General features: G+C 49.4%; 11 protein-coding genes. 10 read left to right on the top strand and 1 reads right to left on the bottom strand.

Features of this window, described 5'->3' with window-relative positions; all coding sequences use genetic code 11:
- Positions 1–168 precede the first annotated feature (168 nt).
- The 8 genes from IEV98_RS11070 to IEV98_RS11035 all read left to right on the top strand — a co-directional run bounded on the left by IEV98_RS11070 (position 169) and on the right by IEV98_RS11035 (position 10,845).
- On the top strand, positions 169–852 hold the full coding sequence (locus IEV98_RS11070; protein WP_188505891.1) for a response regulator transcription factor: 684 nt from the start codon (positions 169–171) through the stop codon (positions 850–852).
- On the top strand, positions 852–2,231 hold the full coding sequence (locus IEV98_RS11065) for a sensor histidine kinase (protein WP_188505890.1): 1,380 nt from the start codon (positions 852–854) through the stop codon (positions 2,229–2,231). The genes IEV98_RS11070 and IEV98_RS11065 overlap by 1 nt, the downstream gene beginning before the upstream one ends.
- A gap of 111 nt (positions 2,232–2,342) precedes the next feature.
- Positions 2,343–3,632 (top strand): TolC family protein, encoded by a 1,290-nt coding sequence (locus IEV98_RS11060; RefSeq protein WP_188505889.1) that lies wholly within the window; start codon positions 2,343–2,345, stop codon positions 3,630–3,632.
- A 21-nt stretch (positions 3,633–3,653) separates the two neighbouring features.
- Entirely contained in the window at positions 3,654–4,739 is a 1,086-nt protein-coding gene (locus IEV98_RS11055) for an efflux RND transporter periplasmic adaptor subunit (protein WP_188505888.1), read from the top strand.
- Positions 4,736–7,840, top strand: coding sequence for an efflux RND transporter permease subunit (locus tag IEV98_RS11050; protein ID WP_188505887.1), 3,105 nt, complete (start codon positions 4,736–4,738; stop codon positions 7,838–7,840). The genes IEV98_RS11055 and IEV98_RS11050 overlap by 4 nt, the downstream gene beginning before the upstream one ends.
- A 66-nt stretch (positions 7,841–7,906) precedes the next feature.
- Positions 7,907–9,283: an exonuclease domain-containing protein gene (locus IEV98_RS11045; RefSeq protein WP_229738683.1), complete on the top strand. Its 1,377-nt coding sequence runs from the start codon at positions 7,907–7,909 to the stop codon at positions 9,281–9,283.
- 58 nt (positions 9,284–9,341) lie between these two features.
- Positions 9,342–10,268: a DMT family transporter gene (locus IEV98_RS11040; RefSeq protein ID WP_188505886.1), complete on the top strand. Its 927-nt coding sequence runs from the start codon at positions 9,342–9,344 to the stop codon at positions 10,266–10,268.
- Between the two features lie 76 nt (positions 10,269–10,344).
- Complete coding sequence (locus tag IEV98_RS11035) at positions 10,345–10,845, top strand: DinB family protein (protein WP_188505885.1); 501 nt, start codon at positions 10,345–10,347, stop codon at positions 10,843–10,845.
- A 13-nt stretch (positions 10,846–10,858) separates the two neighbouring features.
- On the opposite strand, the gene IEV98_RS11030 is transcribed toward IEV98_RS11035, so the two are convergent.
- The gene (locus tag IEV98_RS11030; RefSeq protein ID WP_229738682.1) at positions 10,859–12,103 is read right to left on the bottom strand and encodes an MFS transporter; all 1,245 of its coding nucleotides are present in this window, start codon (positions 12,101–12,103) and stop codon (positions 10,859–10,861) included.
- Between the two features lie 135 nt (positions 12,104–12,238).
- Here IEV98_RS11030 and fsa point away from each other — a divergent pair, with 135 nt between their 5' ends.
- Together fsa and IEV98_RS11020 are read left to right on the top strand one after the other, a co-directional pair.
- Positions 12,239–12,898, top strand: coding sequence for a fructose-6-phosphate aldolase (gene fsa, locus IEV98_RS11025; RefSeq protein WP_188505884.1), 660 nt, complete (start codon positions 12,239–12,241; stop codon positions 12,896–12,898).
- Positions 12,899–12,945: 47 nt separating this feature from the next.
- On the top strand, positions 12,946–13,416 hold the full coding sequence (locus tag IEV98_RS11020; RefSeq protein WP_229738681.1) for a Fur family transcriptional regulator: 471 nt from the start codon (positions 12,946–12,948) through the stop codon (positions 13,414–13,416).
- Positions 13,417–13,533 lie beyond the last annotated feature (117 nt).

Genomic DNA, 13,533 nt, shown 5'->3' with positions numbered 1-13,533 from the left:
TGTACCATGTGCTTCGGGGCACCCGATAGTACATTACATTATAATACTCCAAGCGGGTGCGATGGTCGATGTCAAATACTGCTGCTGCAGGGAATGGAAGTGCGAAAAGTTGATCGCTCACTTTAAATGACTAAATTTGCGCTCGATTTGTCATAGAAGCTGCAATCCATGAATATCCTCCTAATAGAAGACGATAGCCGAATCAGTGAGTTCATCATCAAAGGCTTGGGCGAGCATGGGCACACCGTTGTATTGTCAACGTCGGGTGAAGAAGCCCGAGAACGCATTCAGTCATATACATGGGATATTATTCTAATGGACATCATGTTGCCCGGGATCGATGGCGTGCAGCTTACGAAACTCGTTCGGTATCAGCGCAACCACACCCCAATATTGGTGCTGAGTGCCCTGGATGGAACGAATGACAAGGTAAACGCGCTGGATAGCGGTGCAGACGACTACCTGGTAAAGCCTTTTCATTTCAGGGAATTGATTTCGCGGATAAATGCGTTGGTCCGCAGGAAGAAATTCAATGAAATGGGTACAGGTGGTGTTTATCAGTGCGCCAACCTCACCATTAATGTAGACGAATACGCCGTATATCTTGACCACAAACGGGTAGAATTATCACCCAAAGAATATAAGCTACTGTTATATCTTTTTGAACATAAAAATAAGGTACAGCCCCGCACCCGGATTCTAAACGCAGTGTGGGGAATCGACTATGACAACAATACAAACGTAGTAGATGTATATATATCTTACCTCCGCGCTAAACTCGAAAACGGCGGGATCAAGTTTATCCAAACAGTAAAAGGCGCCGGTTACCTATTCAAAGATCCTCACTACTGATGGCAGCGATGACCATTCGCAATAAACTGACGCTGATCGCTTCCGCGGCATTCGGAATCGCGTTCGCTTTGGCTGCGGTATTGGTCTATGCGGTATTCTATGACACTTCTGAACGGATCATTTTCAGCGAACTTCAAAAAACCAGCATGCTGGCGGCCATGGTATATCTCGAAAAAGATGAGTTGCCCGCCTACGAACATCAGCAGGTGCGCAGCAAATTCGACGCGACCATGTTCAACACGGACGTCAAGATTTACGATCAAAACAATCGCCTGACTTATGGAAATGGAAGACTCGACAAGGAGTTGACTTCCGGCATACTTGAGCGTATCCGCAGCGAGGGCAAGGCAAACACTAATGCCAATGGACATTATTATTACGGTATTTTCTATCCGGACAACCAAGGTGACTTCGTCATAGTGGTCGCTACCACTGACGCATTCCTTGTGTCACAAAGCCGGCAACTGTTGCTCATGATGGTGGTTGCACTACTGCTCGGATTAATCATCATCGTTCTCCTGAGCCGCTGGCTATCCCGCTTGGCTTATCAGCCTGTTGCTCACATCATCAAGCAGGTCAACAAAATAGATATCCATTCGCTGGACAATACGGTTATACCACCGGAGCCCCGTGATGAGCTTCACGCATTGGTCCTGACCTTCAACGACCTTCTTGTCCGGCTATCGGATGCCTTTGTTATCCAACGTAACTTTATCAACTATGTATCGCACGAATTCAAAACGCCATTGGCGTCGATCTCGGGCAACCTCGAAGTTTTCGCACAAAAGGAGCGCACAGCACAGGAATACCGCGAGGTGACAGGCCGGGTCGTGACGCAGGTATACCACATGGAGGAGTTACTCCGCAACCTGATGCTCCTCGCCGGGCTACGAGAAGCTGACCAAGGGAATACCAGCTACCGTGTTGATGAAATGCTTTGGGAAACGCTCGACCGAATTTACCGCGAATGGCCGGATGCGAAACCGCTGATATCCGTATACATGGATGTACCATCAGCCGGGCGGCTTACCATAAAAGGAAATGGAAGTCAAATGCAGATAGCGGTGTATAACTTAATGGAAAATGCGCTGAAATATGCTGATAGCAAACCAGTAACTGTTTCGCTCAAGGAGCAAAACGGTCAATTGACCATGGAGATACAAGACCACGGCCGTGGTATTGCCGAAAATGAACTGCGGTTTATTCATCAACCGTTTTATCGCGGCAACAATGTTGGCCAAATTAAGGGAAGCGGAATCGGCCTATCCTTGGCGGTACTGATCTGCAAACAAAACAATGTATCGTTCAGTATTTCTTCGGTCGAAACAAAGGGCAGCACCGTGCATTTGAGATGGCCGGCCTACACGGTTTTGCACTAATCTAATCGTATTGATCTAATCGTTTTCTAATCCGATTACAACCAGAATCTAATCTTCTCCCAATGCCGCTGTAACCCCCATAAAATACCTTTGTCCGGCAAAAGGTAACATATGCTGAAACTGATACTGCCGTTCATTTATGGGCTGCTATTACTAGACGTGCTGCACGCGAAGCCACTGCGGGATACGCTAGAGATTACTCCAGCGGCCGCGGAGACAGCCCTCATCGAAGGAAACCTGAAATTACTCGCCGGCAGACTTGAAATCAACGAATCGCAAGCGCTGCTCATCCAGGCTCGCGTATGGCCAAACCCCACCATCACGATAGAGGAAGTGAATTTATGGAATAATCATGGCGCTGAAGAACTTGGCCGGATAACCGGCAATTGGGGTAATCACAGTCAACTTTCGGTGGGTATCGAGCAACTGATCCAAACGGCAGGAAAGCGGAAGAAAGCCATTGCTATGGCAAAAACGAGTGTGGATATCGCCGAACAGGATTTTGCAGATCTGCTCCAAAGCCTTAGGCTGGAACTGCGAACCCGCCTAACGGCTTTATATTATAGCCAAAAACGGCTCTCCCTCTACCATCAGCAACTCGAACAGCTTCGTGTGCTGCTTGCTGCATACCAACGACAGGTACAGCAAGGCTATGTAAGCCAAAGCGAGTACCTCAGATTACAAGCTTCTGAGATGGCTCTGATGAAAACCATTGATGATATCCGCGGGGAGAATATTGAAGCCCAGCAAGCACTCCAAAGCATGCTGGGCAGTACCACACACCAGATTTTGGTCGTGAGAGAACCCCCAAACTTGCCTACCCTCGAGTACATTAAGTCGCTCTCCGCCGACGGGTTGGTAACTCGCGCGCTGGAAAACCGGCCAAGTCTCAAAACCGCAACATTGCAATCCGACTATGCAGAACAACAACTTGCATATGAACGCGCCCAGCGCATACCCGACCTAACCCTGAGCATAGGGTATGACCGAGGCGGCAATATCATGCGTGACTTTATCGGGCTGGGCGTATCGGTAGATATCCCGGTTTTCAACAAGAACAAAGGCAACATCATCGCTGCACAGACTACCGTAGAGCGTCGTCGCTTGTTGGCCAGCCACCAAGAAACCGAAGTGAAAGCGGCGGTACTCCAAGCCTGGCAAGCGCTCATGCTCACCGCCGAACGCCTTGAGCGATTCGACACAACCTATGAAACTGGCCTCGACCGGATGGCCGAAAGCCATCATCGCAGTTTCGCCTTGCGCCATACCAGCCTGCTGGAGTACCTGGATTCCCTTTGGGCGTATCTCGAGGGCAAGGACCTGTTATTGGAAACGTATGAATCATTCCTTACCCAATATGAGACGCTACAGTTTACGGTGGGCAGCCAACTAATTAATTGACAAAATAACAACATCAACGTAATGAAGATCAATAATCCCATTTGGATAGGCTTACTGCTTTGTTTTTCATGCAGTAGGCATAGCGATCCGGTAGAAGAACGTACCGTCAACACCTTCTGCCTAAATGAAGCCCTGCGTGCCGGATTGGTGATAGACACCCTGCAAAAGCACGAGGTATTGCAGCACCTGAGACTCACCGGCCAGGTTACTTACAATCCCAATAAGGTGGTGCAATTTGCCAGCCTAGTGGAGGGCGTGATGGTCGAAACGCGTTTTTCATTGGGAGACTATGTCAAGAAAGGGCAAGTCATCGCTTCCTTAAAAAGCCCAGAACTCAACACCATGGTTGCGGACATCCATAGTCTGCAGGCAAACGTCAGGCTCGCACAGCGGGAATATGATGCCATTAAGTCCATGTATGCAGACCATGTCGCTTCGGAGCGTGACCTGATCGAAGCAAAATCAGGGCTGGAGAAACTAGCAGCCGAGCTGGAAGGCCTGCAGGGCACACTGTCCTTGTTCCATCCAAATCCGGCGGAAGGCACCTTCCAGATCCGGTCGCCCGCATCGGGGTACATCGTGGAGAAACAGGTCAGTACCGGCATGCCGATACAGCAGGGGGCAAACCTTTTTACCGTATCGGATTTAGATGAAATATGGGTGATGATCAACGTTTATGCCACAGACATACCGTTTATCCAGCAAGGCATGCCGGTTGCGGTCCGTACCCTGGCTTACCCGGACGAAGAATTTACTGGTCAGATTTCGGCGCTGCCTCAGGTGTTTGACAGCGAAGAACGCGTGCTGAAAGCGCGTATCGTTTTACCCAATGCCGACATGAAACTAAAGCCCGGCATGGCGGTCGATGTATCGGTGGAGCGACAGAATGGAATCGAGGCCGTTGCCATTCCAGCCGATGCTGCGATTTTTGACGACAACCAGCATTTTGCCCTTATTTACCAGGACGACTGCAGCGTTGAGCTGCGCAGATTGATACCGGCTATCCGCGACAACAACTGGTACTTCGTAGACGAAGGTTTTGAAGCAGGCGAACTTATCGTTCGTCAAAACCACCTATTGATTTACGAGAAAATAAAGTCACTATGAACAAAATTGTCCAAGGTATCGTATCCTTTTCCTTAAAAAACACGTTTCTTGTCTTTTTTTTCACCGCCCTACTGGTTGGAGTAGGCATCTACAGCCTTATCCACACGCCTGTTGAAGCGTTTCCTGACGTGACCAATACCCGCGCACGCATCATCACCCAGTGGCCCGGACGCAGCGCCGAAGAGGTGGAGAAATTGGTGACTTTACCCATATCCAAAGAAGTCAACACCATCCCACGAAAAGCGGATGTACGATCGATTTCACTATTCGGCCTTTCCGTGGTGACCGTGATCTTCGAGGATAATGTGGAGGATTTCTACGCCCAGCAATATGCTGCCAACCGAGTACAGGGCGTAAAGCTTCCCGACGGTGCGGAAGCCGAAATCGAACCACCCTCAGGAGCTACCGGCGAGATATTCCGGTATGTGATCAAGAGCGACCTCCCCATCAAAGAGGTGACGGCATTGCAGGATTGGGTAATCGAGCGCGAACTGCTCGGCGTGCCGGGTGTGGCAGACGTAGTGAGTTTCGGCGGCGAAGAAAAAATTTATGAAATCAAAATCAACCCTACCGAGCTGGTCAACTACGACCTGTCGCCACTGGATGTATACGAAGCGGTGAGCAACAGCAATGTCAATGTGGGGGGCGATGTCATCCAGCGGGGAGACCAGGCTTATGTCGTACGTGGCATCGGCCTGCTAGACAAGGTCGAAGACATTGAGAACATTCTGATCACCGTAAAGGGAAGTACCCCTGTATTGATCAAACATGTAGCAAAAGTAGTAATATCCGCAAAGCCCCGGCTCGGACAGGTGGGGCTGCAGGATGATGACGACCTGGTGCAAGGCATTGTCATTATGCTCCGGGGTGAAAACCCTGGAGACGTCATCACCGGTCTGAAGGAGAAAATTAGCGAATTGAACCAGCGCATCCTTCCCGCAAACGTGACCATCGAACCGTTCATCGACCGGACTAGGCTCGTGAACGCAACGGTAGGTACCGTGAGCAGAAACCTAATAGAGGGTATCGTCTTCGTGTCGGTCATCGTATTCATCTTCCTATTTAACTGGCGTACAACCCTGATTGTCACGTCCGTGATCCCATTGGCATTCCTTTTTGCCATCATCATGCTGCGTATTCAAGGGCTCCCGGCCAACTTGATTTCCATGGGTGCACTGGATTTCGGGTTACTGCTGGAGGGGACACTAGTCATCGTCGAAAGTGTCTTTGTCGGCATGCGAAAACGAGCGAATCTAGTAGGCATGGCAAAATTCAATAATTCAATTAAACTTGGCATCATCAAAAAAAGTGTCACGTCGGTCGCCACGTATGTGTTTTTTGCCCAGTTGATTCTCATCGTCGCCCTGCTGCCTATTTTTTCCTTCCAAAAAGTAGAGGGGAAGATGTTTTCGCCGCTGGCGTTTACACTTGGATATGCATTGCTTGGGTCGCTTATCCTCAGCCTGACTTATGTGCCGGCTATGTGCAAAGCGTTGTTGCGCAAAAATATCTCCGAGCGGGAAAACGTCATATCCCGTTCGTTCCATTATGCCGCATCGCAGCTATTTAGATGGGGCCACCGCTACCGCAGGACTGCGCTTTGTGGTTTTTGCTTATTGTTGGCCCTCTGTGCAGCCCGTTTAGCGTTTTACGGCTCTGAATTCATCCCGAGCCTCAATGAAGGGGCTGTTTACATCCGCGCTACACTGCCCAACAGTGTTCACCTTGAAGAGTCGGTACGGCTGGCCAATGAGATGCGTCATAAACTAAGGGCATTTGAAGAGGTGGAATTTGTGATGAGCCAAACCGGCCGGCCGAACGACGGTACCGACCCCACCGGGTTTTTCAATATCGAATTCCATATCCAGCTGTATCCCGAGCAATCTTGGTCGCGGCCCATTTCAAAGACACACCTGCTCGATGAAATGCGTACCGTACTGGAAGCGTATCCGGGGATCAATTTTGGTTTCAGCCAACCCATACAGGACAATGTAGAAGAATATGTAGCAGGTGTGAAGAGCTCGCTGGTGGTTAAGATATTCGGAGATGATCTTGAAGAACTGGAAAACTACGCAGGGAAGGTGAACCAGGTATTGCAGCACGTGGATGGTATCGAAGACCTTAATGTCTATAAAAACATCGGCCTGCCGGAACTGCGCATCCAGTTGCATGACCATAAAATGGCCCGGTATGCCGTAAACACAGCCGATGTGCAGGCCGTAATCGCCATGGCCATCGGTGGACAAGCCGCTACGCAATTCTACGAAGGTGAACGCGTCTTTGACGTGCGCCTGCGCTTTCAGAAATCCTATCGCGATGACGACCTGAAAATCGGCAATATCCTCATCCCTACCCTAGACGGCAAAAGTGTGCCCCTGCGAGAAATCGCGACGATCGATTTTCATACCGGACCGGCTTTTATCTACCGCGAAGGCAGTAGCCGGTATATCGGCGTAGGTTTCAGTATTGCCGGCCGTGATCTCGGAAGTACCATTTCCGAAGCACAGGCCAATGTAGCCCGTGAGGTGGAACTTCTGCCGAACATGAAAATGGAATGGGCGGGTGAATTCGAAAGCAAAGCGCGCGCATCCAAGCAATTGGCCATGGTCATCCCTGTGGTATTGATACTTATTCTTTTCCTGCTATACTTCAATTTTGGCAACTACAAAGACACGTTGGTAGCTGTCGGAGCCATTCCCTTTGCTTTTATAGGTGGTTTCCTGTCACTTTGGGTGACCGGCACGGTATTCGGCATCTCGGCAGGAATCGGGTTTATCATACTCTTTGGGGTCAACACGATCAACGCTATCATCTTAATTGCGGTAATGAAAGAAAACCTGAAGCGTAAAATGCCACTTTCGAAAGCAATCAGCGAGGGCGTAGAAAGCCGGATACGCCCCATCGTAATGATTGCACTGATGGGGTCTATGGGATTGTTACCGGCGGCTTTATCGACTGGCATGGGCTCAGAAATCCAAAAACCACTAGCCATTATGATCGTAGGTGGATTATTGGTCTGCATGGTGCTTTCCTTCACGGTATTGCCACAGCTGTTTTACTGGGTATATAGCCGGGAAGCTGCACGTACAGAGCGCCCTTAGTTTGATTGATTGTAAAAAAACAAAACACCACACAAATCAGCTAACTATTTTAGTACATTTGCTGATGTGAAGCAAACCCATATCCAATACGCTATTGTGGATATCGAGACTACCGGCGGTTATGCAGCAGGGAGCGGTATCACGGAAATCGCCATTTTGATCCACGATGGGCAACAGGTGGTTGAGCGGTTTGAGTCGCTCATCGACCCGCAACGTCCCATTCCATTATCCATCCAAGCGATGACAGGGATTACCGATGATATGGTGGCGGGAAGTCCAACGTTTGGGCAGTTAGCATCTCGGGTATACGGGCTTCTGGATGGCCGTATTTTCGTTGCACACAACGTCAACTTCGACTATTCCTTTATTAAACACCACCTCGAGGTTGCAGGATACGGCTTCGCCGTGCCCAAGCTCTGTACTGTGCGGATGAGCCGGAAAATCAAGCCAGGCCTCCCCTCTTATAGTTTAGGTAGGCTTTGCGATGTACTTGGAGTGCCGATCAGCAACCGCCACCGTGCGGGCGGTGACGCCGACGCCACAGCCATTTTATTTGGCTGGTTGTTGGAATGGGATGTCAACGGGGTCATCGCTGAAATGCTAAAAAAAACATCCAAGCACCAGCAGCTTCCCCCAAACCTAGCAAAAGAGCAATTTGATGCTTTGCCTCATGGAGCTGGAGTGTACTATTTCCGGAACAAGGGTGGCAAAGTCATCTATGTGGGTAAAGCACGTGATATCCGCAGTCGGGTAGCCCAGCATTTCACCGGTCACAACCCCAATCCCCAGCGCCAGCATTTCTTGAGAGATATCCACTCGGTCACTAACCAGCGGTGTGGCACCGAACTGATGGCACTGCTATTAGAAGCGGTCGAAATCCAACGACTGTGGCCTGTCTACAACCGGGCATTGAAACGCTTCGAACCAAAGTATGCCCTATATGCTTACGAAGATGGTGGGGGTTACTTACGCCTGGCTATCGGGAAGTATGGCAAACTCCTCCAACACATCCACGTCTTCCACAGGAAACTCGATGCAATCAATTTACTTCAACAACTCATCAAAGAATTTGACCTTCATCCTAAGTTTTGCGGATTCGGCACCAACGGCACGGAGCTATCGCCAACGGTTTACAACCAACGTGTACAGCGAGCACTTGATCACCTGGCACACCACCTCCCTACATTTGCTATTTTTGACAAGGGACGTGACGAAGATGAAAACGGTTGCATATGGGTGGAAAACGGGAAATTCCACGGTATGGGTTATGTCAGCCATCATGGCGATATCACCTCATTTGAAGCTGTAAAAGAAGCACTCACTCGTTATCCAAGCAACCACTACATGATGCAATTGATCTATAGCTATGCTGAAAAGCATCCGTCAAAAGTATGGAAGCCGGGGCAGCCAAGCCCCGCAATCACACTTGGCAAAAATAACTGAAATATAACTGCTGTTTTTTCAGCACTTTGACTGAAATTTGCAAGGATTCACATTGGTCATGGAAAAAAAAATCGTAAATGCTTATTTCGCATTAGCCGTCGTCTGCGTCGTATGGGGCACCACTTATTTCGCCATGCGCATCGGTGTGGAAACTTTCCCCGCATTTCTTTTTTCTGGCATTAGGCAGGTGACTGCCGGGCTATTGATGGTACTCATCTTATTACTATCAGGTCAAAAAATCACCATTAGCCGTCGCGATATAACGCGTCAGTTTGTGGCTGGCACGCTAATGATTGCCCTTGGTAATGGCGTTGTTGGCTGGGCTGAACGCTACATTCCCAGCGGCTTAGCGGCGCTTATCGTTTCGGTTATGCCTGTTTACGTGGTGTTGATTGGTTACGCGTCGGGCACCGACAGGAAGGCGGTAAATGCACATCTCGTCATCGGCCTATTACTGGGCTGTATCGGTGTTGCATTAATTTTCAGGGACAACTTGGCCGACTTGGGCAACACCAACTACTTCGTTGGGATTCTCGCGGCATTCTTTGCCTGCTTTTGCTGGGCAGCGGGTACGGTATACACCAAACATAAACCCTCCGCAGCCAAAACGTTGGTAAACGTGGCGTTTCAGCTTACCAGTGGAGGTCTCGTTCTGCTCGTTGGCAGTATCTTCCTCGATGATTACTCGGAATTGAATACCGTGTCGACTGACAGCATATGGGCGTTGGTTTACCTCATCCTTTTTGGCTCACTAGCCTCATATGGCTGTTTTCTCTACGCACTGAAGCACCTGCCTTCCGGCCTTGCTTCAGTATATGCTTACGTCAATCCGTTCATCGCATTGCTACTGGGCTATTTCTTTTTGGACGAACGACTTACCTGGGTTACGGCGTTGGCCTTGACGGTCACCCTCTGTGGTGTATATTTCATCAACAAAAGCTATCAAGTCAAACGGATTAGACGTACCACCAGCTTAAAAACTTAAAAACAATAATAGACACTGCCATAGGGTTGTCAGCAACGTGTGTTTTCTTTGTTATCGAAATCAAGAACAAAAAAATATGGAAACATCACAAAAAGACACCACCGTCAACCTTTCGCAATTGCTTACCCATTGGCAGGGACACCGTAGCCTGACCCGCAGGGTGATCGATGCTTTTCCCGACGATAAATTATTTTCGCATTCCATCGGTGGCATGCGTACGTTTGGCGAACTCGCGATGGAACTCAACCGCATGGGTGCAAATGGCGCGCACGGTATTGCTACCGGCGAATGGAAAGACGTGAAAGACCTGCCCGGTGCCGATGGAATTGACTTCTCTCCGACGACGAAGGAGGGTGTGCTCCGCATTTGGGACTGGAGCACGGAGTACATCAATACCATCTGGCCACAAGTGGGCCCCGGCCGCTTGCAGGAACCGGAAAAAGCGTATGGACAATGGGAAGGACCGGTTTGGTGGCAGCTGTTCTATTTCATCGACAACGAAATACACCACCGGGGCCAAGGCTACGTGTATCTCCGATCGCTTGGAATCGAACCACCACCTTTTTGGGACCGGTAGGAATAGCCAACAATTACACGGGCACGTATCTACGGTTAATGTGTTGCCGGATATATATCATGAAACCTAAGGCTACGAGCGCGCCAGCGACGCCTTGGATAAGCAGTGTGTAATGAATTCCCCAAGCGCTTGCCAACGCACCGACCAATAGGCTTCCAAGGGGGAAAACCCCTTGGAATGCCATGATATAATAGCTGATTGCCCTGGCTCGGTATGCGGGCATGGCATGCGTTTGTATATAGGTGTTTATGCTCGAATTCTGCACCATCATCCCCATGGCAGCAAACAAGGTGCTGAATAACGCCAGTGGAAGCCATGATGAAAAAGAAAGTGCCAAAATGCCGAGCGCGAGTAAACCAGATGCTTTCATCACGCGGAAACGCAAGTTGGTACCCATCCGCGTCCTAGCCATATAAATCGCGCCAGCCATCGCACCCAACCCTGCGGCACTCTCAAACCAACTGAACGTGGTGGCATCACCATCGAACATTTCGCGAGCGATTACCGGCAGCAAGGTGGTATAGGGGATGACCAATAGGCTGGATGCCGTAAGCAAGAGGATAAGTGATGATAAATGTGGAGAATGCTTCAAATAGCTAAAACCTTCCTTAAGCCCCCTCCAGGTGCTTTCCTGCTTCGCAGTGATGGGCTTGGGCACCAATTTCATTAATAGCAGCGATCCGATTACGGCAATGAAACTGATGAAATTGACAGCGAAACACACCGCTTCGCCATAGGCACTCAGCAATATGCCTCCCGCAGCCGGCCCCAACATCCGCGCGGCGTTGAATGCGGAAGAATTGAGCGCAATCGCATTGGGTAGATCCGCCTTTTCGTCAACCAGCTCCACCATGAGTGACTGCCGCGCGGTTACATCGAACGTATTGACGACACCCTGGATAAAACTCAACGCACCAATCCACCACACACTGTAATACCCCAAAAAAACCATCAGGGCAAGCGTCCCCGCCTGAACCATCAAACCTATTTGGGTGAATAAAACAATGCGGTATTTCTGGCGCCGGTCGACAAAGCTGCCGATGAAGGGCGACAGGACAAGGGAAGGGATAAGCGACACAAACGAGACGAGCCCCAGAATCAATGCGGACTCCGTGAGCCGGTAAACCAGCCAGCTGATAGCGATTCGTTGCATCCAGGTTCCCATCAGGGAAATGGCTTGTCCTGTAAAGTGCAGTCGATAGTTACGGTGCTTTAGTGCCCGGAAGATATTCACGTCCATTTCATGAACAAAAGTCATACCATGTAACGACCCGGATTTAAAATACCAAAACGTGTTTATTTTTTCGCTTTTTGCTTTATAATCGTTAATTTTACATGCTGGATTCCAGCATTTATGCTTGTTTATACTTAAATAATTTATACAGCTCAAAACATGAAATTTTTCATTGATACCGCTAACTTGCAACAAATCAAAGAGGCCCAAGACCTGGGTGTGTTGGATGGTGTAACCACAAATCCGAGCCTGATGGCCAAAGAAGGCATTACGGGCGAACAAAATGTCATCGATCATTACAAAGCCATCTGCGATATTGTGGACGGAGATGTCAGTGCAGAGGTAATTTCTACGGACTTCGATAACATCATCAAAGAGGGCGAGGCCCTAGCCAAACTCCATGACCGGATCGTTGTGAAAGTACCCATGATTAAAGAGGGCGTGAAAGCCATCAAATACTTCAGCAGCAACGGCATTAAAACTAACTGTACGCTGGTATTTTCGTCCGGACAGGCCCTGTTGGCAGCGAAGGCCGGCGCCACTTATGTATCGCCATTCCTTGGCCGCCTGGACGATATTTCAACGGATGGGTTGGCATTGATTGAAGATATCCGGTTGATTTATGACAACTATGGATACGAAACGCAGATATTGGCTGCATCCATTCGTCACGTCATGCATATCGTCGAATGTGCGAAGATCGGTGCGGATGTGATGACCGGGCCGTTATCAGCAATATTGGGATTGCTTAAACACCCCCTTACGGACAATGGCCTTGCGCAGTTTTTGGCAGACCACGCCAAGGCGGCTGGAAAATAAAGCTCATGAGGCCCATTGTGAGCACAGTGGGCCTCATTAACTAGTAAATGATGCTGACGGCAATGGAAAAAGAACAGGAAAAGGTGCTGGAGGGCGAGAAATTCAGCCGACTGCTCCGCCGTAACAAGCTTAAGGTTACTCAGCCCCGGCTCAGCGTTTTGCACATCATCTCCGATAAAGAAACCGCTATTTCCCAACCGGAACTCGAAAAACTATTGGGCGATGCAGTAGACCGCGTTACGCTCTACCGGGTATTGGCCACCTTTGAGGAAAAAGGGATCCTTCACAAAATATTCGACCTTCATGGCACGGCCACTTATGCGTTGTGTTCCACCGATTGTGACGAGCATCACCATCATGATGAACATGTGCATTTCATCTGTGCATCGTGCAACAGCATCTATTGTCTCGATGATTTCAAGATGCCTAAAATCGATCTACCAGCTGGCTACCAGCTCCACTCCATTGGCGTCAATGCCGTAGGACTTTGCGCGCAGTGCAAGCCCTTGACGAAGTAAATCCGACCCGCTACCCCGGGTGATTGCCATGCTTATTCCTAATCTCACCTTCAGCTACTGCAGGCGCTGATTTTCAAAACACCGGTAGCTAAAACAATCCATATTACTGGCACTTAT

The organism is Parapedobacter pyrenivorans (genome assembly GCF_014636865.1).
GTDB lineage: Bacteria > Bacteroidota > Bacteroidia > Sphingobacteriales > Sphingobacteriaceae > Parapedobacter > Parapedobacter pyrenivorans.
The sequence above is the reverse complement of the archived record's forward strand: the minus strand, read 5'-3'. Positions and strand labels throughout refer to the sequence as shown.